Genomic DNA, 25,918 nt, shown 5'->3' on the forward strand with positions numbered 1-25,918 from the left:
GGCACCATGCTGAACCTGGAACGGCTGCTCGCGCCCGTCAGCGCGGACAAGCCCTGCGGCGACGACCTCGCGTTTTCCAGCGAGATCGACGCCATCGTGCGTGCGCGCCAGGCCGACGATCCGTCGCTGGAGCAGGGCGCCTGGGTCACGGAACTCAAGGAGGCGGATTGGAAGTTCGTGGGCCGGGAGTGTGTCCGGCTGATCGAACAGCGCAGCAAGGACCTGCAGCTGGCCGTGTGGCTGGCCGAGGCCAGCGTGCAGACGGCCGGCGTGCGCGCGCTGGCCGACAGCCTGCTGCTGATCGCCATGCTGTGCGAGCGTTACTGGGACGGCCTGCATCCGCTGCCGGACGAGGACGGCGTCGAGCGCCGCATCGGCAACCTGTCCTGGCTGGCGGCGCGCATCGCGCCGTGGCTGCGCGCCGTGCCGCTCACCGACGGCGCGGACGGCCACGCCCAGCGCGACTTCGACGCCGCGCGCATGCAGGGCGGAGATTCGCTGGCGAAGCTGGAAGGCGCGCGCCAGCGCACGTCGCAAACGTTCTATGCGAACCTGATGCGCGAATGCGAGCATTGCGCGGGTGCGCTCGACCGGCTGGAAAAGAGTGTCGACGCGGTCGTCGGTGCGGACGGTCCCAGTTTCAGCGCCGCACGCTCGGGACTGGAGGGCCTCGTCCTGTTCATCAAGCCCGCATTGAAGGCGGCGGTGCCGGTCCCCGGCGCGGCCGATGTCGTCGTCGCGGCGCCGGCGCAATCGCCGGTGGCGGGAGGGCCGTTGCAATCGCGCGCCCAGGCACTGGCCCAGCTGCGCGCGGTGGCGGATTATTTCCGGCGCACGGAGCCGCACAGCCCCGTCGCCTACCTGGCCGACAAGGCCGCGCACTGGGGCGAGCAACCGCTGCACGTGTGGCTGCGGTCGGTGGTGAAGGACGACGCGGCGTTCGCCCAGATCGAAGAGATGCTGGGCGTCGGGCCGCGGCCGTCCTGATTCAGTGCGACGTGGGCGCTTGCGACTGGGCGGCTTTCAACCGCTCGGTCGCGCGCGCGACCTCCTCCTCGACGCGGCGCATGGCATCGCGTGTCGACTGCGTCACCTGCTCGTAGCCCTTGAACGCATTCTCGATCGCGGCCTTGATGATTTCCACCGCGTTTTCCTGGCCCGGCTTGACGTTTTGCGTGACGTCGTAGATCAGCGCGGACAGCGTGTTCTTCGCTTCGGCCAGGTGGGTGTCGGCGGCCTGCTCGAATTCGCTCTTGATGTCGCCGATGATCTGCTTGAGCTGTTCGCCATAGGCCGTCGCTTCCGTCACGCCCGGCTGCACGCGCGCCTGCAGGGCATCAATGGCCGTCTTCGGGTCCGGTGCCTGGCTGAACTGGCGGCTGGCCTCCAGCGTGTTTTCCATCGATTGCTTGGCGGTCGCCAGGTTCAGCGCCACCACCTGCTCGACGCCCTGCACGGCCTTGGTGGCCAGGGCATTGAAAGTCTGCATCTGCAGATCGAACAGGGTCTTGGTGGCGTTTGCGAATTGCTCGGGGTTGTTGAACATCGATTTCTCCTCGGTTAGGGGACTACGGCGACCTTCTTGTTGCAAGCTCCTCTGGTGGATTATTTAGCAGGCAATGGTTTTTCGCAACGGGCGTCACGATACGGCCCGTCGGCGCGCGCCCAGCCTTCGCCGAGCGGCGTCTGCGAGCAGACGATCGTGCCCGTGCTCTTGCTGCGCCAGTGATACCACGGCGCCGGGGCCGCGTTCAGGACGACGGGGCCGGCCAGGGCGATGGCGAACAGGATGAGGACAGTCTTCTTCATGGTTCGCCGAGCTTAACCGCTTGGCGCGACAAGTCAAGCGGCCCTTTGAGCTTCCCATCGTGGGAAGGTGTATGCTGGCGCCATGAACGACACATATTTCAACATCGGCGAGGCGGCGAAGGCGTCCGGCGTGACGGCGAAGATGGTGCGTCATTACGAATCGATTGGCCTGTTGCCGCCGGCGCGGCGCACGGAGGCGGGCTACCGGCTGTATGGCGACGACGACGTGCGCATGCTGCAATTCATCCATCGCGGCCGCGCGCTGGGTTTTTCGCTCGACCAGATCGCGGACCTGCTTGCACTGTGGCGCGACAAGCACCGGGCCAGCGCCGACGTGCGCCGCCTGGCGCTCGAACACATAGCCGCGCTGGACCGCAAGATCGCGGAACTGGAAGCGATGAAGCGGACCCTCGCCACGCTGGCCAGCTCCTGCCATGGCGACGCCCGCTCCGACTGCCCCATCCTCGACGATCTGGCGGCCCACTGAACGAGCCGGCTGGACCGGAGGCCGGCATTGCGGTCTAATGGCTGGCATGCCGCTTCGCCTGCCGCTCTCCGCCTGCCTGTTCGCACTCGCCGCCCTCCTGCTGGTGGGCGCCGTCATCGTGTGGGCGATCGGTTCGAAGTTGATCGCGGTCGAGTCGCGGCCCGTGGCGCTGGCCGGGCCGGGCTTCGAGGACGTGGTGCTGCGCGCGGCCCCGGACCAGCGCGTCATCGGTTCGTGGCTGCCGGGGCGGGGCCGCGGCGCCGTCCTGCTGCTGCACGGGATCCACGGCGACCGCCGCGACATGGCCGATCGCGCCCGTTTCCTGAACGGCCAGGGCTATGCCGTCCTGCTGATCGACTTGCCGGGCCAGGGCGCCAGCACGGCCTCCTGCGTCACGTTCGGCCTGCGCGAGGCGGATGGCGTGCGGGCCGCGCTCGAGGAGTTGCGGCGGCGGGCGCCGGGGCAGCGCATCGGCGTGATCGGCGTGTCGCTCGGCGCGGCGTCGCTCGTGCTGTGCCGCGATTGCCCTCCCGTCGATGCCGTTGTGCTGGAATCGATGTATCCGACGATCGAGGAAGCCGTCGCCAACCGCTTGCGCATGCGGCTGGGGCCGGTGGGCGGGCCGCTGTCCGTGCTGCTGCTGTGGCAGCTGCCGCTGCGCCTCGGGATCCAGCCGGATGCGCTGCACCCGATCAAATTCGTGGGACAGGTGAAGGCACCGGTGCTGATCGCGTCCGGCAGTGCCGATTTGCACACGACCCTGGCCGAAACGCAGCGGTTGTACGAGGCCGCCGCGCAGCCGAAAGCGTTGTGGGTGGTGGAGGGCGCCGCGCACGTGAACCTGCATGCGTACGCGCGCGAGGAATACGAGCGGCGCATCGGCGCGTTCCTGGCGGCGCATCTGGATCCGGTATCGGTCGCGGACGAACGCTGAAACGCAAAACGCCGCAATCCTTTTGCAAAGATTGCGGCGTTTTGCGCCAGTATCCTGGTGGTCTCGAAGACCGGGTAGCTTTTGGTGCCCACGGAGGGACTCGAACCCCCACACCTCGCGGCACATGGACCTGAACCATGCGCGTCTACCAATTCCGCCACGTGGGCATGCAAAACATCAAAACGTACAACAACAGCGGTAGCTTCTGGTGCCCACGGAGGGACTCGAACCCCCACACCTCGCGGCACATGGACCTGAACCATGCGCGTCTACCAATTCCGCCACGTGGGCATACAAAACAACCATCAATGCTCGCCAGCTGGTGCCCACGGAGGGACTCGAACCCCCACACCTCGCGGCACATGGACCTGAACCATGCGCGTCTACCAATTCCGCCACGTGGGCATTGGACCGCTTTGCTTGCATTGCTCGACGTTGCCGTCGAATTCCGCTACGATATCAGGCTTTGCCGTTTTGCGCTAGACCAACTTTTGTTCGATCCTGGCGCGCACCGCCTGCGCAGCGCCTTCGTTTCCGGCTGGGCCGTTTCCGAAGAGACCGAGAGTATAGCGGATGGATGGCAAATGTCAAAGACCCTCCGAACCGGACATTCCCTGCACGGTTCACGGGCGACGTTAGGCGAATTTGCCGGTCCTCCGTTACACTACGCGTGCCTGCGTGTCAATGTAACGAGATCCGCGCTGTCAAACGGACGGCGCCACCACTGAGAAGATAAAGAATACAAATTTGAAGCACCCAACTCATACCATCCCAAGCCGCGAGGAAATCCTCGGCGTGTTCCGTGAGGCCAAGGGGCCGCTCGACAGCGGCGCCCTGGCCCGAGCCCTCCAAGTCAACCCGGAAGCGGAAGGCGTCCTGTCGCGCCGCTTGAATGCGATGGAGCGCGACGGCCAGTTGCGCGCCAATCCGGCGGGCGAATATGCGCTCACGGACCACTCGAGTTTCATTTCCGGCCGCATCAGCGCGCACCGCGACGGCTTCGGCTTCGTCATCCCCGACGAGGGCGGTGAAGACCTGTTCCTGCCCGATAAGGAAATGCAGAAGGTCCTGCACGGCGACCGCGTGCTGGCCCGCGTCGTCGGCACCGACCGCCGCGGCCGCGCCGAAGGCACGATCGTCGAAGTCACGGAACGCGCCAACACCCACGTCATCGGCCGCCTCCTGAACGAGAACGGCGTCTGGGTCGTCGCGCCGGAAGACCAGCGCATCGGCCAGGACATCCTCGTGTCCGGCGCGCCCGGCAAGGCCAAGGCCGGCCAGGTCGTCAGCGTCGAACTCCTCGAGCAGCCGTCGCGCTTCCGCCAGCCCACCGGCAGGATCGTCGAAGTACTCGGCGAACTGGACGACCCGGGCATGGAGATCGAGATCGCCGTGCGCAAGTTCGGCGTGCCGCACATCTTTTCGCCGGCCGCCATCAAGCAGGCCAATAAATTGCCGAACGAGGTGCGTGACGCCGACCTGGCAGACCGCGTCGACCTGCGCGACGTGCCGCTCGTCACCATCGACGGCGCGGATGCGCGCGACTTCGACGATGCCGTCTACTGCGAACCCGTCAAGATCGGCCGCACGAAGGGCTACCGCCTGCTCGTCGCCATTGCCGACGTCAGCCACTACGTCAAGCCGAACGATGCGCTGGATGGCGACGCGATCGAGCGTTCGACGTCCGTGTATTTCCCGCGCCGCGTGATCCCGATGCTGCCGGAGAAGCTGTCGAACGGCCTGTGCTCGCTGAACCCGGCCGTCGACCGCCTCACGCTCGTGTGCGACATGGTCGTGACGACCGACGGCGAAGTGAAGGCCTACCAGTTCTATCCGGCCGTGATGCATTCGGCGGCGCGCCTGACCTATGACGAGGTCGCCGCTATCCTGGGCAACACGAGCGGACCGGAAGCGGGCCGCCGTCCCGGCATCGTGCCGCACCTGCTGAACCTGAACGAAGTGTTCCGCGCGCTGCTGAAGGCGCGCCAGGAGCGGGGCGCCATCGATTTCGAGACGACGGAAACGTATATCGTCTGCAATGCGATGGGCAAGATCGAGAAGATCCTGCCGCGCACGCGCAACGACGCGCACCGCCTGATCGAGGAATGCATGCTGGCCGCCAACGTGTGCGCCGCCGACTTCCTGATCCGCCACGACCAGCCGAGCACGTTCCGCATCCACGCCGTGCCGACCGAGGAAAAGCTGAACCAGCTGCGCACCTTCCTGAAGCAGGTGGGCCTGAACCTGGGCGGCGGCACGACGCCGCAGGCGCGCGATTACGCCGAACTGATGACGCGCATCAAGGAGCGTCCGGACGCGACCCTGCTGCAGACCATGCTGCTGCGCTCGATGCAGCAGGCCGTCTACAGCCCGGACAACGTCGGCCACTTCGGCCTCGCGTACGAAGCCTATGCGCACTTCACGAGCCCGATCCGCCGCTACCCCGACCTGCTGACGCACCGCGCCATCAAGGCCGTGCTGAAGGGGAAGAAGTACGAGCCGACCGGCATCGACCTGTCCAAGCTGAACACGACCGTGTCGAAAGCGGTGCGCAAGCAGGCAACGAAGGACAAGGCCGAAGGCAAGCAGAAGGATCCGAAGGACCTGACGATCTGGGATGCGCTGGGCGTGCACTGCTCGGCCAACGAACGCCGTGCCGACGAGGCGTCGCGCGACGTCGAGAACTGGCTCAAGTGCTACTACATGAAGGACAAACTCGGCGAGGAATTTACGGGCGTGATCTCGGGCGTGACGCCGTTCGGCATCTTCGTCCAGCTCGACCAGTTGTTCGTCGAAGGCCTCGTGCACGTCACGGGTCTCGGTACCGATTACTTCCAGTACGACGAAGCCCGCCACGAACTGCGCGGCGAACGCACGGGCCAGGTGTACCAGCTGACGGGCCGTGTGACGGTACAGGTCGCGCGTGTCGACCTGGAATCGCGCAAGATCGACCTCGTGCTGGCCCAGCCGAGCGACGCAGCGCCGGCGCCGCTGGAACGCGCCCGCGCCGCTGCGCTGGACGCCCGCGAACCGAAGCCGCCGCGTCGCCGCAAGGCGAAGGGGAGCGCCGTACCGGTGTCGCAGCAGGAAGCCCGCACGACGCCGGCCGAGCCGGCCGCATCGACGTTCGGTGCCACCGACGAGAGTGAAGAAGACGTCGTGTTCGTGCCGCCCACGCGCAGCCGACGCGGCAACAGGAATGGATCGCCGGCCGCGAAAGCGGCCGCGGCAAACCAGACCGCGTCCAAGAAGACCGCGGCGAATAAAAGCGCTCCCACCAAGAGCGCCTCCAAAACCAGGAAGAAGAAGTAACGCATGAAAAATAAAATGATTTTCGGCTTCCACGCCGTGACCTCGCGCCTCCGCCACGAGGCCGCCAGCGTGGAAGAGATCTTCGTCGATGCCGGCCGCCAGGACCGCCGCATGCAGGACCTGATCGCCAACGCGAAATCGGCCGGCGTGCGCGTGATGCCCGTCGACGCCGAGCGCCTCGACAAGATCGTCGGCACCCGCCGCCACCAGGGCGTGATCGCGTTCGCGAGCCAGCTGTCGCTGGCGCGCAACCTGGACGAATTGCTGGATGCCGTGGAAGGGCCGCCGCTGCTGCTGATCCTGGACGGCATCACCGACCCGCACAACCTGGGTGCCTGCCTGCGCGTGGCGGACGGCGTCGGCGCGCATGCCGTCATCGCCCCGAAGGACCGCTCCGTCGGCCTGAACGCGACGGCGGCGAAGGTCGCCAGCGGTGCCGCCGAGACCGTGCCTTACATCACCGTGACGAACCTGGCGCGCACGATGCGCGACCTGAAGGAGCGGGGCATCTGGCTGATCGGCACGTCCGACGATGCCGACAAGGGTTTGTACGAAGGCGATTTCACGGGCCCGACGGCGCTCGTGATGGGCTCGGAAGGCGAGGGCATGCGCCGCCTGACCCGCGAGACCTGCGACATCCTCGTTTCCATTCCCATGTTCGGCTCGGTCGAGAGCCTGAACGTCTCCGTGGCCTCGGGCGTCTGCCTGTACGAGGCCCGCCGCCAGCGCCTGGCGCGCGAAGGTTAATAATCCGGTTCGCGAAGGTGGGCTCGGGGAGCCCACCCTACGACATGCATCACCGCCGTGGGCTGGGCACCCTGTGCCCACCGACCGCCGGCATTCCGCCTCCCCAAAATTGATTCCCTCATAAGCAAGTACGGCGCGGATAAGCTACCATGCTGCTTCACTTGCACGAATCACGACTATGTTTTCCAACCTGCGCGAAGATATCCAGAGCATCATCGAACGCGACCCTGCGGCACGTAACGCATGGGAAGTGCTCACCTGCTACCCGGGCCTGCATGCCGTCGTCATGCACCGCTGGGCGCATGCTTGTTGGCGCGCCAACTTCCGCTGGCTGGGAAGGTTCATCTCGTATTTCGCGCGCGTTCTCACGGGCATCGAAATCCACCCGGGGGCGACGATCGGCCGGCGCGTCTTCATCGATCACGGCTTCGGCGTCGTGATCGGCGAGACGGCCGTCGTCGGCGACGATTGCACGATCTACCAGGGCGTCACGCTGGGCGGCACGACCCTGGTCGCGGGCACGAAGCGCCATCCGACGCTGGAGCGCGGCGTGATCGTGGGGGCCGGCGCGCAGGTGCTCGGCGCGTTCACGGTCGGCGAATACGCGAAGGTGGGTTCGAACGCCGTCGTCGTCAAGCCGGTTCCGGCCGGCGCGACGGCCGTCGGCAACCCGGCCCACATCGTGCGCAAGGAAGATCAGACGCGCAGCGCGCAGATGTTCGCCGCGTACGGCGTCACGCCGAACGGCGACGATCCGCTGTCGAAGGCACTGCGCAACCTGATCAACCACGTGGCCCAGCAGGACGAGCAGATCGAGCGCATGTGCGCGACGATGAAGGCGGCCGGCATCCGCTGCCATACCCCCGACGAGAGTGATAAACTCGACCAGGCACAACTGAACCGGCTCGTAGACTAAAGGACCACCGATGCAAGACGATATCCCGGGCAGCTTCGACCCGGCATCCGACCTCGACCCCAACGAAATCCGCGTACTGGGCGTCCTCACCGAAAAAGAGGCGCTGACGCCCGACAATTACCCCATGTCGCTGAATGCGGTGATGAACGGCTGCAACCAGCTGTCCAGCCGCGACCCCGTGATGCAGCTGTCGGAAGACGTCGTCCACGACACCCTGCAGCGCCTCATGCAGCGCAAGCTCGTGAACGGCATCGCCCAGGCCGGCGCGCGCGTCATCAAGTACGAGCACCGCATGCGCATCAAGTGGACGCTCGAGCAGGACAAGGTCGCCGTGCTGGCCGTGCTGATGCTGCGCGGCCTGCAGACGGCGGGCGAAATCCGCAGCCGCACGGGCCGCCTGCACGATTTCAAATCGGTGGCCGAGGTGGAAAGCGCGCTGCAATTCCTCATCGACAAGTACCCACCGCTCGTCGTCCGGCTCGAACGGGCGCCCGGGACGAAGGAATCCCGCTACGGGCAATTGCTCGGCGGGGCTATCGACGTCGCGCGCGTGGATGCGGGCGCTGGCGCAGCCGCCCGCGCCGCCGGCGGCTCGACGGGCGCCCGCGTGGCGCAGCTGGAGCAGGAAGTGGCCGCGCTGCGCAGCGAAGTCGACGAACTCAAGGCGCAGTTCGCGGCGTTTCGCCAGCAGTTCGAGTAGTGCTCGCGGGCGCGCGCTCGTCTGCACCCGCGTCGAATTGCACGAGGGCGTCGTCCGGCCAGCCCGTGTCGCCGATCGGCACCATCATGTTCCAGCCCTGCGTTTCCAGCGTGCGCGACCGTTCGCCGTCGCGCAGCACCGCACGCACGCCCGGCCGCGGCGCCAGCGTGCCGTAGTTGAAATCCTTCTTGGCGCACCAGTCCGACGTCAGCATCAGCGTGTTGATGGCAGCCTTCGCCATGAACGGCATCTGGTCCTTGACGATGGCGATGGTGACGCGGCACTCCAGGCGCAGGTCGCCGAGCCGGCGGACGTTGTCCGGCAGGCCCGCCGTGCGCACCTCCGGATGTCCCGTGTACAAACCGTTCTTCTGGTTCAGGATGAACGTGGCGTCCGCATCGTAGGCGGCCTGGTTGCGGCCGACGGTGAGCAGGCCGGCGGCATCGATGGGGACGTCTTCCTGGAAGCTCCCGTCGTCGCTCGCGAGCCGCAGCCGCAGGCCGTCGCCCGCGTTCGCCGGCGCGCCTTCCGCGTGGCGCATGCGGAAGCGGAGCAGGGCGTGCGGCGCCAGCGCGCGGTGCGCGTCGAACGCGTCGAGGCCGGCCACGACGCTGCGGTACGAGCGCATTTCCGGATCCGCGATGCCCTTCACCTGGACCGATGGCACGGGCTCGTCGGCGTGTGCGGCCGGCAGGATGCAAGCGAGCGCGAACAATAACGCGACAGGCCTGGTTCTCATGGCGTGGCTCCTTCGGTTGCGACGAACGCGAGGTCGACGACGGCATCGTTGCCCCAGCCGGCGTCATACAGCGGCAGCTCGAACTGGCGACCCTTCACCTTCAGCGGCAGCGTGCGCTCGCCTTCGCGCAACATGGCGGACGCGAGCGGCGATTCCACGTTCACGGACCACGTGCGGTCCTGGTCCTTGAAGAAGCTGCACCAGTCGCCCGTCAGGAACACGGTGTTGGCCAGCGCGACGACCCAGAACGGCGCCTCCTTCTTGGCGACGGTGACGAAGACCTGGCATTCGAGCCGCAGGTCGCCCAGGCGGCGTTGGTTGTCGGCCAGGCCGGGCGTGCGCACGTAGGGCCAGACCCGGACGTCCTTGCGCTTGCGGCTCAGCACCAGTTCCGCGTCCGCATCCCACTCCGGCTGGCTGCGCGGGACGTCGAACAGCGCGTCCGTGCCGACCGGCAGTGCCAGCGTGAACGCGTCGGCGGTCAGCTTCGCCGTCGGCAGGTCGCCTTCCAGCAGGGCGCCGCCACGCTTGCGTACGGCGAACCGCAGTTGCGGGACGGCGGGCGCCAGCGCATGCTGCGCGTCGAAGGTGTCGAGGCCGGCGGCGATGGCGCGGTAGGAATGCATCTCCGGATTCTTGATCGCATTCACGTGCACCACGCCTGCGCCGTTTGCGCTCGGGTTTGCGCCCGGCTCGATGTCCTGCGCGTAAGCCGTCGCGGACAGCAGGGCGAGGGCGACGAGGGCGGGGCGCATGGCCTCAGCCTTCGTCGCGCCAGCGGCGCATGCGGATGGCGGCATACAACATTGCGACGCCCATCGCGACGCCGATCCAGGCATCGATCCCGGCCAGCGACAGGTACGACTGGGACACGAGCCCGCTCATGTCGACGCCGTTCTCGGTCGGGCGCACCCCTGTCTGCAGGGCCGGCTGGAACGTGAACCAGATGCCGGGCACGATGCCGCCGAGGATGCGGGCGACGACGTCGCTCGCGTAGTGCGACAGCAGCAGCGTCTGGCCGGAGAAATTCTCGAGCGCCGCGTTGATCCACTTGATGATGACGAGCGCGACGACCGGCACGCCGACGGCCCACAGGAACGGCTTCGATTTCGCCCAGCTGGACACGAGGATCAGCCAGCCCACCGTCGGCAGCGCCCACACGACGTACACCGGCAGCAGTGCGGCGAGGCGCAGCGGCGACAGGTACAGATCGGACGACGCCAGCAGCGACGCGAACAGGTTCAGGCCCTGCGCACTGAGCGCCAGGCAGGCGATGACGAGCAGCGCCAGCGAGGTGGCGACGGCCAGCACGAGCGTGATCGCGGGCGCGACGACCGTCGCCATGGCGGCCTTCGACAGCACCGTCATCGGATCGGACACGGGCAGCGACTTCCAGAACAGGATGCTGCGGTCGCGGCGCTCGTCGTACAGTGCACCGAGGCAGTAGAAGAACACGACGCCGACCAGGATCGCAAACAGCGGCGCCGACGCGCCCAGGTACATGCCGGTGGCGATCTTCGCGACCACCAGCTTCGTTTCCTCGGGCAGGATCTGGTCGAGGCGGGCGTGATCCAGCGTCTGGCCGTTGACCGTCACGTGCGCGGGAATGCCGTGCTGCATGATGCCGTAGGTGATGGTGCAGCCCAGTAGCACGACGAGCAGCGAGCCGACGATGAGCGGCGCCCAGAACATCGAGCCTTTATGCTCCCAGAACTCGCGCCTGAGCAGCCATTTCATGGTGTTCGAGTTCATGCGTAGGTTCCTTTCATGGTCGCGACGAACAAATCGGCGACGGAGGGATTACGGGTTTCGCCGAGCGCGGCCAGCTGCTGGCGCGACGCGCCGCCGGGGCCGGCATCGAACAGCATCACGGCCTTGCCGAACACGGTGCGGCGGTCGAGTGGCTGCAGCGCGTTGGCGGCGCTCAGTTTTTCCTGCGGCACCATGACTTCGACATAGCGCTCGCCGATCTCTTCCATCGATGCGGCCAGCACGATGCGGCCGTCGCGGATGAACATCAGGTCGGTCAGGATGTGCTCGACTTCCTCGACCTGGTGCGTCGTGATGACGATCGTCTTGTGCTCGTCAAAATAGTCCTCCAGCAGGTTCTGGTAGAACTGCTTGCGGTAGATGATGTCGAGGCCCAGCGTGGGCTCGTCCAGCACGAGCAGCTTCGCATCGATGGCCATCACGAGGGCCAGGTGCAGTTGCACGATCATGCCCTTGGACATTTCCTTGACCTTCATGCCCGGCTGCAGCTTCGTGTTCGCGATATAGCGCTCCGCTTTCTCGCGGTTGAAGCGCGGGTGCACGCCGGCCACGAAGTCGATGGCGTCGCGCACGCGCAGCCAGCGCGGCAGGATCGCGACGTCGGCGATGAAGCAGACATCCTGCATCAGCTCGTCGCGGTGGGTGCGCGGGTCGAGGCCCAACACGGACAACTGGCCCTCGAACGGGATCAGACCGAGCGCGGCCTTCAGGGTAGTGGTCTTGCCCGAGCCGTTCGGACCGATCAGGCCGACGATGCGGCCGGCGGGGATGGTGAAGTCGATGCCGTTCACCGCCGTGCGCTTGCCGTAACGCTTGGTCAGGTTTTTCGCTTCGATCACGGCGCTCATTTGTCGCCTCCGGCCGGTTCCCGCAGCAATTGATCGATGTTGAGGCCGAGGCGGCGGATTCGCTCCAGCATCGCCGGCCATTCCTCGCGCAGGAAGCGCTCCCTTTCGCTGGCGAGCAGTTTCTCGCTCGCGCCTTCCGTGACGTACATACCGATCCCCCTTCGTTTTTCTACTAAGTTGTCGTCGACCAGTTCTTGGTAAGCCTTCGAGACCGTGATCGGATTCAGCTGGTATTCCGCTGCGATCTGGCGCACGGAGGGGAGCGGATCCCCGGCCTTCAGGGCGCCATCGAGCATCATACCGATCACCCTGTCCTTCAACTGCCGGTAGATTGGAGAGTTGTCATTCCAGCCGATCGTCATTGCCGGCCTCCTTTCGTCGTGGTGCAGTCCATGTCATGCCTGCCTCCATGTTGGTGATGTAGAGTCGTGGTGTTGTAGTGAAGTATAACACAATGCCGGCAGCGGTCAATACGAGGGTGACCTAGCAGGATTGAGAGGGGTTAGATTGTTTGTCCGTCGAGGTCGAAACGCAGGATGCGTCCGTCCTCGTCGATTGCGATCCAGCCGCCGCGGACGGGATCCGCGTCGAGTTCCCAGTCGGGCAGTACGTAGCGCCGCTTGCCGCCGGCCTCGTGCAGGGCAGGCCGGTGGGTGTGGCCGTGGATGATGACGTCCGTACCCGTGTCCGCATGCAGCGCGGCGACGGCGGCCGGGGTGACGTCCATGATCTCGTACGATTTTTCGCCGTGCGCCGCGCGGCTGCCTTCGCGCAGGCCGGCGATGATCGCCTTGCGCTGCGCCAGCGGCATGGCGAGGAACTGGCCCTGCCATGCCGGGTCGCGCACCTGGGCGCGGAAGGCCATGTACTTGACGTCGTCCGTGCACTGGGCGTCGCCGTGCACGAGGACGACCTGGCAGCTGCCGATGGTCGCTACATGCGGCTCGGGCAGCAGGGTGAGGCCGGCCGCCTCGGCGAAGCCGGTGCCGACGAGGAAGTCGCGGTTGCCGCCGAGCCAGTAGACGGCCGTGCCGCCATCGCTCACGCGGCGCAGCGCGGTGGCGACGCTGCGGTTGAACGGGTCGTCGAGGTCATCGTCGCCGGCCCAGTATTCGAAGATGTCGCCGAGCAGATAAAGCCGCTCGGCGTGCGCCGCGCGTTCGGCCAGGAAGCGGAAAAACGCTTCGGCCGTACGCGGGTGGGATGCCTGCAGGTGCAGGTCGGAAATGAAGAGTGCGAGCGTGCGCGCGGGTGCGGTCATCATGTTGCCAGGACGACCGGGGGGTGGATCCCGCGCGTCATGCCTGCCTGTCTGGGATTGCTAAACACCTCGAAAAACCGTCGCGAGCGGCAGCGGATCTGGCCGGGAAGCGCAGCTGTACGAGGAGTACAGCGAGCATCGCAGGGCTAGGCGCCCCCGCCAATGTGCAACGCGCAGCAGGTTTTGCGACGTGTTTACTGGACGACTTCGATCTTTTCGATGACGACGTCTTCGCTCGGCACGTCCGAGTGCATGCCTGCACGGCTCGTCTTGACGTTGTTGATCTGGTCGACGATGTCCTGGCCTTCGACGACCTTGCCGAACACGGCATAGCCCCAGCCGTCCTGGCCCGGGTAGTTCAGGAAGTCATTGTTCTTGGTGTTGATGAAGAACTGGGCCGATGCCGAGTGCGGGGCCATCGTGCGGGCCATGGCGATCGTGTACTTGTCGTTCTTGAGGCCGTTCTTCGCTTCGTTCTCGACGGTCTGCTCGGTCGGCTTTTGCTTCATGCCCGGCTCGAAACCGCCGCCCTGGATCATGAAGTCCTTGATCACGCGATGGAAGATCGTGTTCGAGAAGTGACCCTTGTTCACGTAGTCCAGGAAGTTGGCAACGGTCTTCGGTGCCTTGTCGGCGTCCAGTTCGACCTTGATGTTGCCCTTGTTGGTGGTCATGAGTACGGTGGTCATGTTTTTTCCTATCGTTGGAGTTGCGAGTTCGTTATTTTACTTTATCGCCCTTGAGGAGGGTCGCGGACTGGATCGTGACGGGCGTGACCGGCACGTTTTCGAGGCCCCGGATGTCGTCCACGACGACGGCCTTGATCTTGTCGACGACGTCCTGGCCCTTCACGACCTTGCCGAATACGGTGTAGCCCGAGCCCTGCATGTTCGGATAATCGAGCCCGGGATTGTCGACCACGTTGATGAAGAATTGCGAGGTGGCCGAGTCCGGATTCGACTCGCGCGCCATGGCGACGGTATACTTTTCGTTCGACAGGCCGTTGTTGGACTCGTTCTTGATCGGTTTGTTCGTCTTGCGTCCATGGAACTGGGCATCCATGCCGCCGGCCTGGATCATGAAGCCGTCGATCACGCGGTGGAAGATCGTGCCCTTGTAGAAGCCGGCTTTGACGTACTTGAGGAAATTGTCCACGGTGATGGGTGCTTTTTCCTGGTTCAGCTCCAGCACGATCTCGCCCATCGACGTTTTCAGCGAGACTTGCGGGTCGGCGGCGAACGCGGCTGCGGACAGGGTCAGGGCGGCCACACCTGCGACAAAGCGGGCAGTAAAGCGGGCGCCGGGCGATTTCAGGACGTGCATCGTAGCTTCCTCTCGGTGGATGTAGCGCAAAGTGCTGTCAAGGGTTTTGCAGAAAAATAAACCTATGGCATATGCGGCCAGTCGGGATTTTATCAATGCTATACTTTGCGACGGACTGCCGATTCTATCAAAAAGAACAAGGTTCCCAAGATTCGCTGTCCTGACACTCCCGACGCGCCTGCCACGTCACGGCACTGCCGCAAGGCTGCGTTTCGAGCGTCATGCTCCAACCCTCTAGCAAACATCCGATGAGCCAACTCAAGATCTACAACACGCTCGCGCGTGACAAGCAGGTATTCGTTCCCCTCCAGTCCGGCAAGGTCAACATGTACGTGTGCGGGATGACGGTTTACGATTACTGCCACGTCGGTCACGGCCGGATGATGATGGCGTTCGACGTCATCTACCGCTGGCTCAAGGCATCGGGCTACGAGGTCAAATACGTCCGCAACATCACGGATATCGACGACAAGATCATCAAGCGCGCCGTCGAGAACAATGAAACGATGACGTCGCTCACGACCCGTTTCATCAAGGCGATGGACGAAGACACTGCTGCCTTGGGCATCCTGCCGCCGGATTTCGCGCCGCGCGCGACGGAGTACGTGCCGCACATGCTGTCGATTATCGAAAAGCTGGAAACGAAGGAACTTGCCTACCGGGGCGAGGACGGCGACGTGAACTATGCCGTGCGGAATTTTCCGGGCTACGGCAAGCTGTCCGGCAAGTCGCTGGACGACCTGCGCGCCGGCGAGCGCGTGGACGTGAACACGGGCAAGCGCGATCCGCTCGACTTCGTGCTGTGGAAGGCCGCCAAGGAATCCGAGCCCGACGAAGCCAAATGGGATTCGAAATGGGGTAAAGGTCGTCCGGGCTGGCACATCGAGTGCTCGGCCATGTCGTGCGCCATGCTGGGCGAACACTTCGACATCCACGGCGGCGGCGCCGACCTGCAGTTCCCGCACCACGAGAACGAGATCGCCCAGTCGGAAGGCGCGTTCGGCCCGCCGATGGCGAACTACTGGATCCACAATGGCTTCGTGCGCGTCGACAACGAGAAGATGTCCAAGTCACTGGGCAATTTCTTCACGATCCGCGACGTCCTCAAGAAATACGATGCCGAAGTCATCCGCTTCTTCATCCTGCGTGCCCACTATCGCAGCCCGCTGAATTACTCGGACGTCCACATCGACGACGCGAAGGGCGCGCTGACGCGCCTGTACACGGCCTTGTCCGAGGTCGATGTCGGCCTCGAGCCGCTCGCCGTCGACTGGGACGAAGCCCATGCGCAGCGCTTCCGCGACGCGATGGACGACGATTTCAATACGCCGCTGGCGGTGGCCGAGCTGTTCGACCTGGCCACGGAAGTCAACAAGAGCAAATCCATCGCGGCCGCGCGCCAGCTGAAGGCGCTGGCCGCCGTGCTGGGCCTGCTCGAACGCAGCCCGCAAGCCTTCCTGCAGGCCGGCACGCCGGGCGAGGGTGGCCTGGGCGAAGCTGCGATCGTCGACGCGATCGCGCGCCGCGCCGCCGCCAAGAAGGCGCGCAATTTCGCCGAGGCGGACGCGATCCGCGCCGAGCTGACCGCGGGCGGCGTCGTGCTCGAGGACAAGCCGGACGGCAGCACCAACTGGCGTCGCGCCTGACCGGCCCTCCGCGCACGAGCATGGCACTTTCCAAGGACCTCGCGGGCGCCGTCCCGGCGCCGCCGGACGTTCAGCCTTCCGTCCCACCGTACTGGGCGGAGGCGAAGGCCGAGCTCATGCGTCGGGACCGCATCATGAACAAGCTGATCCCGCAATTCGGCGATATGCACCTGCGTGGCCATCCCGACCCGTTCACCACGCTGGCCCGCTCCATCGTCGGCCAGCAGGTGACGGTCAAAGCCGCCGAGTCCGCCTGGACGAAGCTGCGCGCGCTGTGCCCGAAGATGACGCCGTCGCAGGTCATCAAGGCCGGCGCCGAAGAGCTGGCGGGCTGCGGCCTGTCGAAACGGAAGACGGAATACATCCTCGACCTGGCCGATCACTTCAAGGCGAAGCGCGTCCATGCCGACCAATGGTCGCAGATGGATGACGAAGCCGTCATCGCCGAGCTGGTCCAGATCCGCGGCATCACGCGCTGGACAGCCGAGATGTTTTTGATATTTAATCTGCTCAGACCGAACGTCCTGCCCCTGGACGATCCCGGCCTGATCCAGGGCATCAGCCAGAATTACTTCTCCGGCGAGCCGGTTTCGCGCAGCGATGCGCGCGAGGTCGCCGCCAATTGGGAGCCTTGGCGAACAGTTGCCACATGGTATTTATGGCGTAGCCTGGATCCGGTTCCGGTATAGAATAGCGCCCTTGCCGCCGCGCGGATGATCTTCCCCGGCCACGAACACACCCGGAGGTACAATGAGTAAAACAACTTTCCTCAGTTTCGAGCAGCCGATTGCCGAGCTCGATTCGAAAATCGAAGAGCTGCGCTTCGTGCAGGACGATTCCGCCGTCGACATCTCGGAAGAAATCGACCGCCTGGCCAAGAAGAGCCAGCAACTGACGAAAGACATCTATGCCAAGCTGACCCCTTGGCAGGTTTCCCAGATCGCCCGCCATCCGCAGCGTCCGTACACGATGGATTATGTGAACGCGATCTTCACCGATTTCCATGAGCTGCACGGCGACCGTACCTTCGCCGACGACCAGTCGATCATCGGCGGCCTGGCCCGCTTCAACGGCCAGTCCTGCATGGTCATCGGCCACCAGAAGGGCCGCGACACGAAGGAACGCGCGATGCGCAACTTCGGCATGCCGCGTCCGGAAGGCTACCGCAAGGCCATGCGCCTGATGAAGGTGGCCGAGAAATTCAACCTGCCGATCTTCACGTTCGTGGACACCCCCGGCGCCTTCCCCGGCATCGACGCGGAAGAGCGCGGCCAGTCGGAAGCCATCGGCCACAACCTGTACGTGATGGCCGAGCTGAAAGTGCCGCTGATCGCCACGATCATCGGCGAAGGCGGCTCGGGCGGCGCGCTGGCGATCGCCGTCGGCGACGCCGTGCTGATGCTGCAGTACGCGACGTATTCCGTGATTTCGCCGGAAGGCTGCGCGTCGATCCTGTGGAAGACGTCGGAGCGAGCGGCGGACGCGGCCGACGCCCTTGGCCTGACGGCGCACCGCCTGAAGGCGATGGGCCTGATCGACAAGATCGTCAACGAACCGCTGGGCGGCGCCCACCGCGACCCGGCCCAGATGGCCCAGATGCTCAAGCGCGCGCTGGCCGACACGCTGCGCCAGTTCCAGGGCATGAAGACCAGGGAACTGCTGGATGCCCGCCACGCCAAGCTGCTGGCCTACGGCAAGTTCAAGGAAACGACGCCGCGCGAAGAGTGAGCCGTCGTACGCAGGGGGTGGCCGTGATTGTCGCCCAGTTCGCGCAGGCCATCGCGGCCCTGCGCGAAGCATACCTTCCCGATGCCATGCCGCCCGTCGCGGTCGCCCTCAGCGGCGGCCTCGATTCGATGGTGCTGCTGCACCTCGTGCACGCGCACGGCCTGAACGCCCGCGCCTTCCACGTCCACCATGGGCTGAGCCCGAACGCCGACGCCTGGCGCGACCATTGCGCGGCCGCCGCCGCTGCGCTGGGCATCCCGTTCGACTGGCGCGCTGTCGTCGTCGCGAAAGGGAAGAGCGGCATCGAGGCTGCCGCGCGCAAGCTGCGCTACGCGGCGCTCGGCGAGATGTGCCGGGCCCATGGCGCCGGCGTGCTGCTGACCGCCCATCACCTCGACGACCAGGTCGAAACGGTGCTGTTGCAATTGCTGCGCGGTTCCGGTCCGGCCGGCCTGTCCGGCATGGATCCCGCCAACCGCGCACCCGGTTTGCTGGGCGACGAACGCCTGGCCATGGCGCGCCCGCTGCTGGGCGTCGCGCGCGCCGACCTCGAACAGGTCGCGCGCGAGCGGGGCATCACGTGGGTCGAAGACGAATCCAATACCGATCCGCGCTATGCCCGCAACGCGCTGCGCCACCAGGTGATGCCGGCGTTGGCCGCCGCGTTTCCCGGCTACCAGCAACGCGTGGCGCGCAGCAGCGCCCACACGCGCTCGGCCCAGCGCCTGCTGGACGAGCTGGGTGAGCAGGACCTGCAGGCCTGCCTGGCCGGTGATGGCCTCGACCTCGTCCGCGTGCGCGCGCTGAGCCGCGACCGCATCGACAACCTGCTGCGCCACTGGTTCACCGTGCGCCGCCTCGCGATGCCGTCGACGGCCTGGCTGGCGCAGATGGTGGCGCAGATCCTGTCCGCGCGCGAGGACGCGCAATTGCTCGTCGAACACCCGGACGTCGACGTGCGCCGCCACCGCGACCATTTGTATCTCGTGCCGCGCCTGCCGGACCTCGCCGGGATGCGCGATCCCGAGGATGCCGGCATCATCGACAAGCACGCCCAGCCGTTCCGCTGGAACGGCGAGGCATCCATTGCGTTTCCCGATTACGGCGGCGTGCTGCATTTCGATATGGACGAACGCGGGTTCGATCCGGCCTGGCTGCGCGAGCAGGGACTCGAGATCGATTTCCGCAAGGGCGGCGAACGGCTGCGCCTGGCGCACAACCGTCCCAGCCGCAGCCTCAAGATGCATTACCAGGCGAGCGGCATCCCGGCCTGGGAACGGGGGCGCCTGCCCATCGTGAATGCCGGCTTCGACCTGCTGTTCGCGGCGGGGCTCGGCATGGATTGCCGGCACGTGACCGAGGGCCCGGAGCGCGTCGCGCTGCGTTGGGAAAGCGCGACGGCAGTCATCCCGCGTTAATACCCTTTCCGTATTACCATATTCCTATTTGGTATAGATTTCGCATCCCGACGGCTTGTGATTCCGCGCCGCAGCATGTAGAGTAAAAGGCTCATTTGATTTTTTACAAGCGGAAATCCCTTCAGTCATGGCCTTAATAGTCCACAAATATGGCGGTACGTCGATGGGTTCGACGGAACGCATCAAGAACGTCGCGGCCCGCGTCGCCAAATGGCACGACGCCGGCCATCAAGTCGTTGTCGTCCCCTCGGCAATGTCCGGTGAAACCAACCGTCTGATCGGCCTGGCGAAAGAGATTATGTCGCAGCCGGACCCGCGTGAACTGGACATGATTGCATCGACCGGCGAACAGGTGTCGGTCGGCCTGCTGGCCATGGCACTGCTGGCGCGCGGCAAGGATGCCGTGTCGTACACGGGCTGGCAGGTGGGCATCAAGACGGACTCGGCCTTCACGAAGGCCCGTATCCAGTCGATCGACGACACCCGCGTGCGCGCCGACCTGGACGCCGGCAGGATCGTCATCATCACCGGTTTCCAGGGCATGGATGAGGACGGTAATATCTCCACGCTGGGCCGTGGTGGTTCGGACACCTCCGCCGTCGCGATCGCGGCCGCACTGAAGGCCGACGAATGCCTGATCTACACGGACGTCGACGGCGTCTACACGACCGACCCGCGCGTCGTGAGCGAAGCGCGCCGCCTGTCGAAGATCACGTTCGAAGAAATGCTGGAACTGGCGTCGCTGGGCTCGAAAGTCCTGCAGACCCGCTCCGTGGAATTTGCCGGCAACTACCGCGTGCCGACACGCGTGCTGTCGTCGCTGACCGACCCCCTGATGTCGCTCGAAGAAGAAGCCAACTCGGGTACCCTGATTTCGTTTGAGGAAGAAAGCAACATGGAACAAGCCGTCATCTCGGGCATCGCCTTCCACCGCGATGAAGCCAAAATCACTGTCCTGGGCGTGCCCGACAAGCCGGGCGTCGCCTTCCACATCCTCGGGCCGATCTCGGAGGCCAATATCGAGGTCGACATGATCATACAGAACCAGTCGGTCGACGGTAAGACCGACTTCACGTTCACCGTGTCGCGCAACGATTACCAGCGCGCCATGGGCGTCCTGGAAGGCGTGAAGGCCGAAATCGGCGCCGACAGGATCCTGGGCGATGCCAAGGTCTCGAAGGTATCGGCCGTGGGCGTGGGCATGCGCAGCCACGTGGGCGTCGCGTCGCAGATGTTCCGTACGCTGTCGGAAGAGGGCATCAACATCATGATGATCTCGACATCGGAGATCAAGATCTCCGTCCTGATCGACGAGAAGTACATGGAGCTGGCCGTGCGCGCCCTGCACAAGGCGTTTAACCTGGAGCAAGCTTAACTTTTTTCAAAAAAATGGCCGTGCTTCCTTGACCAAAAAGGGTGTGGCCATTAATATGCGTGCACTCAGCGCTGACGCATAAACGTTGAAGCTGACTGGAGGCGTGGCCGAGTGGCCGAAGGCACTTCCCTGCTAAGGAAGCATACGGGCTTAAACCTGTATCGTGGGTTCGAATCCCACCGCCTCCGCCAGGACACCGTCCCTGAGTGTTCAGGGACATCAAAGAACCCGCTGTTCTCGTAGAGACAGCGGGTTTTTTGTTGTCTGATACTGTCCAGCGAGGGAGCCTCGCCTTCGTGGACGGCAATCCCGACTACGAAGCGATCAAGCGCGCCGGCGCACGCATCCCCACCATCGTCACCGTCAACCTCGAGCGACCCGCGATCCTAACCAATGTCGTCGACAAGACAAGGGCGGTGCTGGCCACTTTCGGCATAAGCGACGAGGCCTTGCTGGATGTCGTGACCGGGAAGGGAACGCCGGAAGGCCACTTGCCGGTGGAGCTGCCGTCTTCGATGGCGGCCGTCGCCAGGCAGCGTTCGGACCTGCCGTACGACAGCGAACGACCCTTGTTCCCGTTCGGTTTCGGACTTGCTTATTGAACCAGCCAGCTTTGGCAGGTCGACGCTCAACATGCGCATGGACGCATCGTTTTTTCCGGTACTAACAATCGGTAGAAACGGTTTTAAACGTTTCTCATTCGCCGATATGATCAGTTTTAAGCCAAGCCTTGGCAGAACCAATCACAAATCGGAGACATGCGCATGACATCGATGACTCATACCACCGGCTGAACCGAGCCGCATCTCGCGGCGTATCAAGCGTCCGCCGACTTCCTGCCGCAATCACTCGATGGAGTCCCGGTAGTGCGACCTGCAGTTCCGGCGGCCGCATCACGTCCGTCGCAGTCGGGATTCCTCGTCGGCAGGCCTGGCACGCCGCGCACGAATAACTATATGGAGACCCAATGCACCACCACACATTCGGCTTCGGCCACATGACCACCAAACTTCGGAAGGGCGCTGCCTGCACGCTGGCCGCCGCCTTCGGGACGCTGTTCGCAGCCACAGGCGCCGGCGCTGGCGAAATCGATACCGGCAACCCCGAACTGAAGCTGCGCTGGGATAACACGATCAAATACAGTGCCGCGTTCCGCCTGAAAGAACGCAGCGCCGAGTTGATCGCCACGCCAGACGCACCCAATTTCGACGACGGCGACCGCAACTTCGGCAAGGGTCTCATCTCGAATCGCGTCGACCTGCTGTCGGAGATGGACCTCACCTACAAGAACGTCGGCGCGCGCGTGAGCGGCGCCGCCTGGTACGACTCGGTCTACAACCGCCATACGGACAACGATTCCCCCTTCACCTACAACGCACTGTCGGTACCTGCCAGCGAGTTCACCGAAGCGACGCGCACGCTGCACGGACGCAAGGCCGAGCTGCTGGAAGCCTTCCTCTTCGCCAACGGCGACGTGGCGGGCAAACCGGTCTCCGTGCGTCTCGGCCGCCATGCGCTGGTGTATGGCGAAACGTTGTTCTATGGCGCCAACGGCATCGCCGCCGCCCAGCAGCCGATCGACGTCGTCAAGGCGCAATCGGTGCCGAACACGCAGTTCAAGGAACTGATCCGGCCGGTCGGCCAGGTCTCGGGCCAGGTGCAGCTCGCGTCGAACCTGACGCTCGGCGCCTACTACCAGTATCGCTGGGAGGCGAACCGGCTGCCCGGTATCGGCAGCTACTTCAACTTCGTCGACAACGTGGGCACCGGCGTCGAGAGCCTGATCCTCGGCGCGCCGCCGACGCCGCGCAGCATCTACATGGGCGTCGTCAACGCGAAGAATTCCGGGCAGGGCGGCATGCAGATCAAGTGGACGCCCGCGGGCAGCGACGTCGACCTGGGCTTCTACGCCGCGCGCTACAACGACAAGTCGCCCCAGGTTGTGCTGGGCCTCGTGCCGACGCCGGTCGGTGCGTTCCCGGCCACGTTCCGTCACTTCTACCACGAGGGCACCCTCACGTACGGCGTCAGCGCCAGCAAGACCTTCGGCGAATTCAACGTGTCCGCCGAAGCCTCGGTGCGCCGTAACGCCGCGTTGAGCAATGCCGGCTCGCCGGACCTCTACGGCGTCGTGCCGGCCGCGTTCGGCGGCCCGGTGGCGCCTTCCGACAACCGTGGCAATCCGGTGTATCCGGTGGGCCGGACGGCGCACCTGAACGTGTCGACGCTGGCCACGCTCGCACCGAACGCGATCTCCGCCGAGTCGTCGCTGGCGGGCGAGATCGCCTGGAACCGCGTCACCAGCGTGACGAAGAACGCCGACCACCTCGACCCGAACGCCGCACGCGACGCGTGGGGCCTGCGCGCCGTGTACACGCCGTCCTACCGCCAGGTGCGGCCGGGCCTCGACATCGATGTGCCGGTCGGCGTCGGCTACACGCCGAAGGGCCGCTCCGGGGCGCTCGGCCCGTCGTTCGGCGCGGACAAGGGCGGCGATTTCAGCATCGGCGTCAACGGCCGCTACGAGGATGTCTGGTTCGCCAGCATCAACGTCACGCATTACTACGGGGCGGCGGCGACCATCGCGACGAACGGCGCCGCGGGCACCGTCTACACGTACAAGCAGGCGTTGAAGGACCGCGATTTCGCGTCGTTCTCGCTGCGCCGCACCTTCTAATCACATAATAGTCAGGAGACGACAATGAACTTCACGCGAGCAATCGTGACCGCCGCGGTGACTGCGGCCATGACGGGTGCCGTCGGCGCGGCCACGCCCGAGGAGGCGGCGCAGCTGGGCAAGACGCTGACACCGTTCGGCGCCGAAAAAGCCGGCAACAAGGACGGCACGATCCCGGCCTGGGACGGCGGCCTGACCAAGGCGGCGGCAGGCTATAAGGCCGGCGGGCGGCGCGACCAGGATCCCTACGCCGGCGAAAAGCCGCTGTATTCGATCACGGCGAAGAACATGGACCAGTACGCGGACAAGCTGACCGACGGCACGAAGGCGATGCTGAAGAAGCACGCCAGCTACCGCATTGACGTGTACCCGACGCACCGCACGGCCGCGGCGCCGCAATGGGTATACGAAAACACGGCGAAGAACGCGACGGCCGGCAAGCTCGGCGAGAAACAATTCCCCACCGGAGTCTACGGCGGGATACCGTTTCCCATCCCGAAGAGCGGTGCCGAGGCGATGTGGAACCACTTGCTGAACTGGCGTGGCGAAAACTGGGAGCTCAACATTCGCGGCTACCTGATCACCGCCGAAGGCAAGCCGGTGATGACGGTCGACGCCGTAGGCGCCCAGAGCATGCCGTATTTCTTCAAGGACGGCAGCGCCGAGGCGGCCGGGGGTAATTACTGGAACATCCGGCTCGTGAACGTCGGGCCGCCGATTCGTGCCGGCGAGGCCATCCTGGGACGCCTGAACCTGGATGCGGATCGCGACAGCAGCTATGTCTACCTGGCCGGCCAGCGCCGGACGCGCAAGCTGCCGAACGCCTGCTGCGACACCCCGACGCCCGCGACCGCAGGCGTGATGAGCTTCGACGAGGTCAACGTGTTCGGCGGACGCCTCGACCGCTTCGACTGGAAGCTGCTCGGCAAGAAAGAGATGCTCATCCCGTACAACACGAACCGTTCCTTGAAGGGCAAGGATCTCGACCTGATCGGCGCGAACCACTTGAACCCCGACATGGTGCGCTGGGAGCTGCACCGCGTCTGGGTCGTGGAAGCGAACCTGAAGCCCGGCATGCGGCACGTGGCGCCGAAAGGGCGTTACTACCTCGACGAGGATACCTGGACGGCGGTGCTGGGCGATCGCTGGGATGCCAAGGGCCAGCTGTGGAAGACCACGTGGCAACTGCCGGTGATGATGCCCGACCTGCCGGCGACGACCCCGACCGTATTCGGCTTCTACGACCTGCTGTCGAGCACCTGGTTCGTCAACGGGATCGAGAACGAAAAACCGCAGCAATACAAGACGATGCCGCGCTACCCGGAAACGACGTTCTCGCAGGATTCGCTGAACAGCGGCGTACGCTGATCAGGAGGATGGCATGTCTCTCAAACTCAATATCGTCGGGCGCCGCAAGCCCGGCACGACCATTGCCGACCACCGCCATCACATCCGTGCGGTGCACGGGGAGATGGTCCTGCGTTTCATCGAGGTGGCGCCGGACTGTGCCCCGCACCGCTACGTGCAGAACGCGGTGTTCGACGGACAGTATCGTACGACCCCACCGGGCACCGACCCCTTCGCGTTGAACCGCGATTTCGTGACCCAGGTCTGGGTCGACGACTTCGCGATGCTCGAAGCGTCGCGGCGCCACCCGTTCTACAACGCCAGCCTGAAGGACGACGAAGACAATTTCGTCGACCAGGCGACGGTCGTGTTCCTGCCATCGCGGGAACGGCAGATCGTGGCGCGTGGCGACCAGCCGCCAACGTCCGTCAAGCTGTTCACCCTGATGCGGCGGGCGGCCGACGCCGACCCAGGCGACTACGCAAAGGCGTGGGTCGATGCAGCCGGAGCAGCAGGCACGCTCCCGCTGCGACACGTGCAGAACGACGTCGTGGCATTGCCGGGCGCGGCGCCCGCAGCCGACGCGATCGACGAGTTCTGGCTTCCGAACGAAGCCGACGCCCGGAGGTTCCTTGCGTCGTGGTCCGCGGTGCTGGCCGATAAGCTCGTGAAGCCGGGACTGGCCTGCCCGGGCGGCGTCGTGGCGCTGCTCGCCCGCGAGGACGTCGTGCATGCGGGCCGGACCTGACATGGCGTCCGCGATCAGGGGGGGCTCCCGTGAACGGGATGGCGCCGGGAAGGCTTCCGCGAAGTTATCGGATTTTCCGTTAGTTCGGAACGGTGCAAACGATTTTTCCTCTCTATTGATCGGAACTATGATG

The 25,918-nt window shown here is 65.1% G+C and carries 26 protein-coding genes and 4 tRNA genes; 17 read left to right on the forward strand and 13 right to left on the reverse strand.

Annotation, left to right across the window (positions count from 1 at the left end; all coding sequences use genetic code 11):
• Positions 1–6 precede the first annotated feature (6 nt).
• Complete coding sequence (tssA, locus tag ACEN98_RS26375) at positions 7–987, forward strand: type VI secretion system protein TssA (protein ID WP_413387815.1); 981 nt, start codon at positions 7–9, stop codon at positions 985–987.
• Between the two features lies 1 nt (position 988).
• On the opposite strand, the gene phaP is transcribed toward tssA, so the two are convergent.
• Both phaP and ACEN98_RS26385 read right to left on the reverse strand, forming a co-directional pair.
• Positions 989–1,546 carry a TIGR01841 family phasin gene (phaP, locus tag ACEN98_RS26380; RefSeq protein ID WP_056128124.1) on the reverse strand — a complete coding sequence of 186 codons (558 nt, stop codon included), beginning with the start codon at positions 1,544–1,546 and terminating at the stop codon, positions 989–991.
• Between the two features lie 59 nt (positions 1,547–1,605).
• Complete coding sequence (locus tag ACEN98_RS26385) at positions 1,606–1,809, reverse strand: hypothetical protein (protein WP_371762304.1); 204 nt, start codon at positions 1,807–1,809, stop codon at positions 1,606–1,608.
• An 82-nt stretch (positions 1,810–1,891) separates the two neighbouring features.
• Here ACEN98_RS26385 and cueR point away from each other — a divergent pair, with 82 nt between their 5' ends.
• Together cueR and ACEN98_RS26395 are read left to right on the forward strand one after the other, a co-directional pair.
• The gene (cueR, locus tag ACEN98_RS26390) at positions 1,892–2,296 is read left to right on the forward strand and encodes a Cu(I)-responsive transcriptional regulator (RefSeq protein WP_413387816.1); all 405 of its coding nucleotides are present in this window, start codon (positions 1,892–1,894) and stop codon (positions 2,294–2,296) included.
• Positions 2,297–2,342: 46 nt separating this feature from the next.
• Complete coding sequence (locus tag ACEN98_RS26395; protein ID WP_413387817.1) at positions 2,343–3,230, forward strand: alpha/beta hydrolase; 888 nt, start codon at positions 2,343–2,345, stop codon at positions 3,228–3,230.
• An 82-nt stretch (positions 3,231–3,312) separates the two neighbouring features.
• Here ACEN98_RS26395 and ACEN98_RS26400 read toward each other — a convergent pair.
• The 3 genes from ACEN98_RS26400 to ACEN98_RS26410 all read right to left on the reverse strand — a co-directional run bounded on the left by ACEN98_RS26400 (position 3,313) and on the right by ACEN98_RS26410 (position 3,635).
• Positions 3,313–3,397 (reverse strand) — tRNA-Leu (locus tag ACEN98_RS26400).
• A 39-nt stretch (positions 3,398–3,436) separates the two neighbouring features.
• Positions 3,437–3,521, reverse strand: a tRNA-Leu gene (locus ACEN98_RS26405).
• 29 nt (positions 3,522–3,550) lie between these two features.
• A tRNA-Leu gene (locus ACEN98_RS26410) sits at positions 3,551–3,635 on the reverse strand.
• 342 nt (positions 3,636–3,977) lie between these two features.
• Here ACEN98_RS26410 and rnr point away from each other — a divergent pair.
• From rnr to ACEN98_RS26430, 4 genes are all read left to right on the forward strand, one after another.
• Entirely contained in the window at positions 3,978–6,542 is a 2,565-nt protein-coding gene (rnr, locus tag ACEN98_RS26415; RefSeq protein WP_413387818.1) for a ribonuclease R, read from the forward strand.
• A gap of 3 nt (positions 6,543–6,545) precedes the next feature.
• The gene (gene rlmB, locus ACEN98_RS26420) at positions 6,546–7,289 is read left to right on the forward strand and encodes a 23S rRNA (guanosine(2251)-2'-O)-methyltransferase RlmB (protein ID WP_413387819.1); all 744 of its coding nucleotides are present in this window, start codon (positions 6,546–6,548) and stop codon (positions 7,287–7,289) included.
• A 178-nt stretch (positions 7,290–7,467) separates the two neighbouring features.
• Positions 7,468–8,205 carry a serine O-acetyltransferase gene (gene cysE, locus ACEN98_RS26425; protein WP_413343588.1) on the forward strand — a complete coding sequence of 246 codons (738 nt, stop codon included), beginning with the start codon at positions 7,468–7,470 and terminating at the stop codon, positions 8,203–8,205.
• A 10-nt stretch (positions 8,206–8,215) separates the two neighbouring features.
• Positions 8,216–8,905: a YceH family protein gene (locus tag ACEN98_RS26430; protein WP_413387820.1), complete on the forward strand. Its 690-nt coding sequence runs from the start codon at positions 8,216–8,218 to the stop codon at positions 8,903–8,905.
• Here the strand turns inward: ACEN98_RS26430 and ACEN98_RS26435 are convergent.
• From ACEN98_RS26435 to ACEN98_RS26470, 8 genes are all read right to left on the reverse strand, one after another.
• A complete protein-coding gene (locus ACEN98_RS26435) occupies positions 8,865–9,644 on the reverse strand; it encodes a hypothetical protein (RefSeq protein ID WP_413387821.1) in 780 nt (259 codons plus the stop codon). The two genes, ACEN98_RS26430 and ACEN98_RS26435, sit on opposite strands and share 41 nt — an antisense overlap.
• Positions 9,641–10,399, reverse strand: a complete 759-nt coding sequence (locus tag ACEN98_RS26440; RefSeq protein WP_413387823.1) for a hypothetical protein — start codon at positions 10,397–10,399, stop codon at positions 9,641–9,643. Before ACEN98_RS26440 ends, ACEN98_RS26435 begins: the two co-directional genes overlap by 4 nt.
• Before the next feature lie 4 nt (positions 10,400–10,403).
• Positions 10,404–11,396, reverse strand: a complete 993-nt coding sequence (locus tag ACEN98_RS26445; RefSeq protein ID WP_413387824.1) for a hypothetical protein — start codon at positions 11,394–11,396, stop codon at positions 10,404–10,406.
• Entirely contained in the window at positions 11,393–12,262 is an 870-nt protein-coding gene (locus ACEN98_RS26450; RefSeq protein WP_413341607.1) for an ABC transporter ATP-binding protein, read from the reverse strand. The genes ACEN98_RS26445 and ACEN98_RS26450 overlap by 4 nt, the downstream gene beginning before the upstream one ends.
• Positions 12,259–12,624: a GntR family transcriptional regulator gene (locus ACEN98_RS26455; protein ID WP_413341605.1), complete on the reverse strand. Its 366-nt coding sequence runs from the start codon at positions 12,622–12,624 to the stop codon at positions 12,259–12,261. Before ACEN98_RS26455 ends, ACEN98_RS26450 begins: the two co-directional genes overlap by 4 nt.
• A gap of 140 nt (positions 12,625–12,764) precedes the next feature.
• Complete coding sequence (locus ACEN98_RS26460; RefSeq protein WP_413389093.1) at positions 12,765–13,523, reverse strand: UDP-2,3-diacylglucosamine diphosphatase; 759 nt, start codon at positions 13,521–13,523, stop codon at positions 12,765–12,767.
• Between the two features lie 194 nt (positions 13,524–13,717).
• A complete protein-coding gene (locus ACEN98_RS26465; RefSeq protein ID WP_056128158.1) occupies positions 13,718–14,212 on the reverse strand; it encodes a peptidylprolyl isomerase in 495 nt (164 codons plus the stop codon).
• A gap of 31 nt (positions 14,213–14,243) precedes the next feature.
• Complete coding sequence (locus ACEN98_RS26470) at positions 14,244–14,846, reverse strand: peptidylprolyl isomerase (protein WP_413387825.1); 603 nt, start codon at positions 14,844–14,846, stop codon at positions 14,244–14,246.
• A 248-nt stretch (positions 14,847–15,094) separates the two neighbouring features.
• Between ACEN98_RS26470 and cysS the strand changes: the two genes are divergently transcribed.
• The 10 genes from cysS (at position 15,095) to ACEN98_RS26520 (ending at position 25,785) form a co-directional block, all read left to right on the forward strand.
• On the forward strand, positions 15,095–16,492 hold the full coding sequence (cysS, locus tag ACEN98_RS26475; RefSeq protein ID WP_413387826.1) for a cysteine--tRNA ligase: 1,398 nt from the start codon (positions 15,095–15,097) through the stop codon (positions 16,490–16,492).
• Between the two features lie 20 nt (positions 16,493–16,512).
• A complete protein-coding gene (locus ACEN98_RS26480) occupies positions 16,513–17,181 on the forward strand; it encodes a DNA-3-methyladenine glycosylase family protein (protein ID WP_413387827.1) in 669 nt (222 codons plus the stop codon).
• A gap of 61 nt (positions 17,182–17,242) precedes the next feature.
• Positions 17,243–18,220 carry an acetyl-CoA carboxylase carboxyltransferase subunit alpha gene (locus ACEN98_RS26485; RefSeq protein WP_413341593.1) on the forward strand — a complete coding sequence of 326 codons (978 nt, stop codon included), beginning with the start codon at positions 17,243–17,245 and terminating at the stop codon, positions 18,218–18,220.
• 26 nt (positions 18,221–18,246) lie between these two features.
• The gene (gene tilS, locus ACEN98_RS26490) at positions 18,247–19,638 is read left to right on the forward strand and encodes a tRNA lysidine(34) synthetase TilS (protein WP_413389094.1); all 1,392 of its coding nucleotides are present in this window, start codon (positions 18,247–18,249) and stop codon (positions 19,636–19,638) included.
• 127 nt (positions 19,639–19,765) lie between these two features.
• Positions 19,766–21,013 carry an aspartate kinase gene (locus ACEN98_RS26495; RefSeq protein ID WP_413387828.1) on the forward strand — a complete coding sequence of 416 codons (1,248 nt, stop codon included), beginning with the start codon at positions 19,766–19,768 and terminating at the stop codon, positions 21,011–21,013.
• A gap of 97 nt (positions 21,014–21,110) precedes the next feature.
• Positions 21,111–21,204 (forward strand) — tRNA-Ser (locus ACEN98_RS26500).
• A 105-nt stretch (positions 21,205–21,309) separates the two neighbouring features.
• The gene (locus ACEN98_RS26505) at positions 21,310–21,615 is read left to right on the forward strand and encodes a glycoside hydrolase family 3 C-terminal domain-containing protein (protein ID WP_413387829.1); all 306 of its coding nucleotides are present in this window, start codon (positions 21,310–21,312) and stop codon (positions 21,613–21,615) included.
• Between the two features lie 365 nt (positions 21,616–21,980).
• Positions 21,981–23,690, forward strand: a complete 1,710-nt coding sequence (locus ACEN98_RS26510) for a DUF1302 domain-containing protein (protein WP_413387830.1) — start codon at positions 21,981–21,983, stop codon at positions 23,688–23,690.
• A 24-nt stretch (positions 23,691–23,714) separates the two neighbouring features.
• Positions 23,715–25,058 carry a DUF1329 domain-containing protein gene (locus ACEN98_RS26515; protein ID WP_413387831.1) on the forward strand — a complete coding sequence of 448 codons (1,344 nt, stop codon included), beginning with the start codon at positions 23,715–23,717 and terminating at the stop codon, positions 25,056–25,058.
• Positions 25,059–25,071: 13 nt separating this feature from the next.
• On the forward strand, positions 25,072–25,785 hold the full coding sequence (locus ACEN98_RS26520) for an EthD domain-containing protein (protein ID WP_413387832.1): 714 nt from the start codon (positions 25,072–25,074) through the stop codon (positions 25,783–25,785).
• The last annotated feature ends 133 nt before the right edge of the window (positions 25,786–25,918 follow it).

Origin of the sequence: Massilia sp. CT11-137 (assembly GCF_047302885.1) — a bacterium.
Taxonomy (GTDB): Bacteria; Pseudomonadota; Gammaproteobacteria; order Burkholderiales; family Burkholderiaceae_D; genus Telluria; species Telluria orientalis.

What these genes read in the sequence shown, in the direction of transcription:
- ACEN98_RS26395 (WP_413387817.1), top strand. Translation starts at nt 2,343, where the DNA reads ATGCCGCTTCGCCTGCCGCTCTCCGCCTGCCTGTTCGCACTCGCCGCC.
- ACEN98_RS26460 (WP_413389093.1), bottom strand. Translation starts at nt 13,523, where the DNA reads ATGACCGCACCCGCGCGCACGCTCGCACTCTTCATTTCCGACCTGCAC.
- ACEN98_RS26440 (WP_413387823.1), bottom strand. Translation starts at nt 10,399, where the DNA reads ATGCGCCCCGCCCTCGTCGCCCTCGCCCTGCTGTCCGCGACGGCTTAC.
- ACEN98_RS26450 (WP_413341607.1), bottom strand. Translation starts at nt 12,262, where the DNA reads ATGAGCGCCGTGATCGAAGCGAAAAACCTGACCAAGCGTTACGGCAAG.
- ACEN98_RS26510 (WP_413387830.1), top strand. Translation starts at nt 21,981, where the DNA reads ATGCACCACCACACATTCGGCTTCGGCCACATGACCACCAAACTTCGG.
- ACEN98_RS26385 (WP_371762304.1), bottom strand. Translation starts at nt 1,809, where the DNA reads ATGAAGAAGACTGTCCTCATCCTGTTCGCCATCGCCCTGGCCGGCCCC.
- cueR (WP_413387816.1), top strand. Translation starts at nt 1,892, where the DNA reads ATGAACGACACATATTTCAACATCGGCGAGGCGGCGAAGGCGTCCGGC.
- ACEN98_RS26470 (WP_413387825.1), bottom strand. Translation starts at nt 14,846, where the DNA reads ATGCACGTCCTGAAATCGCCCGGCGCCCGCTTTACTGCCCGCTTTGTC.
- phaP (WP_056128124.1), bottom strand. Translation starts at nt 1,546, where the DNA reads ATGTTCAACAACCCCGAGCAATTCGCAAACGCCACCAAGACCCTGTTC.
- cysS (WP_413387826.1), top strand. Translation starts at nt 15,095, where the DNA reads ATGAGCCAACTCAAGATCTACAACACGCTCGCGCGTGACAAGCAGGTA.
- ACEN98_RS26445 (WP_413387824.1), bottom strand. Translation starts at nt 11,396, where the DNA reads ATGAACTCGAACACCATGAAATGGCTGCTCAGGCGCGAGTTCTGGGAG.
- rlmB (WP_413387819.1), top strand. Translation starts at nt 6,546, where the DNA reads ATGAAAAATAAAATGATTTTCGGCTTCCACGCCGTGACCTCGCGCCTC.
- ACEN98_RS26430 (WP_413387820.1), top strand. Translation starts at nt 8,216, where the DNA reads ATGCAAGACGATATCCCGGGCAGCTTCGACCCGGCATCCGACCTCGAC.
- tssA (WP_413387815.1), top strand. Translation starts at nt 7, where the DNA reads ATGCTGAACCTGGAACGGCTGCTCGCGCCCGTCAGCGCGGACAAGCCC.
- ACEN98_RS26465 (WP_056128158.1), bottom strand. Translation starts at nt 14,212, where the DNA reads ATGACCACCGTACTCATGACCACCAACAAGGGCAACATCAAGGTCGAA.
- ACEN98_RS26480 (WP_413387827.1), top strand. Translation starts at nt 16,513, where the DNA reads ATGGCACTTTCCAAGGACCTCGCGGGCGCCGTCCCGGCGCCGCCGGAC.
- ACEN98_RS26520 (WP_413387832.1), top strand. Translation starts at nt 25,072, where the DNA reads ATGTCTCTCAAACTCAATATCGTCGGGCGCCGCAAGCCCGGCACGACC.
- ACEN98_RS26435 (WP_413387821.1), bottom strand. Translation starts at nt 9,644, where the DNA reads ATGAGAACCAGGCCTGTCGCGTTATTGTTCGCGCTCGCTTGCATCCTG.
- ACEN98_RS26485 (WP_413341593.1), top strand. Translation starts at nt 17,243, where the DNA reads ATGAGTAAAACAACTTTCCTCAGTTTCGAGCAGCCGATTGCCGAGCTC.
- ACEN98_RS26495 (WP_413387828.1), top strand. Translation starts at nt 19,766, where the DNA reads ATGGCCTTAATAGTCCACAAATATGGCGGTACGTCGATGGGTTCGACG.
- ACEN98_RS26515 (WP_413387831.1), top strand. Translation starts at nt 23,715, where the DNA reads ATGAACTTCACGCGAGCAATCGTGACCGCCGCGGTGACTGCGGCCATG.
- cysE (WP_413343588.1), top strand. Translation starts at nt 7,468, where the DNA reads ATGTTTTCCAACCTGCGCGAAGATATCCAGAGCATCATCGAACGCGAC.
- ACEN98_RS26455 (WP_413341605.1), bottom strand. Translation starts at nt 12,624, where the DNA reads ATGACGATCGGCTGGAATGACAACTCTCCAATCTACCGGCAGTTGAAG.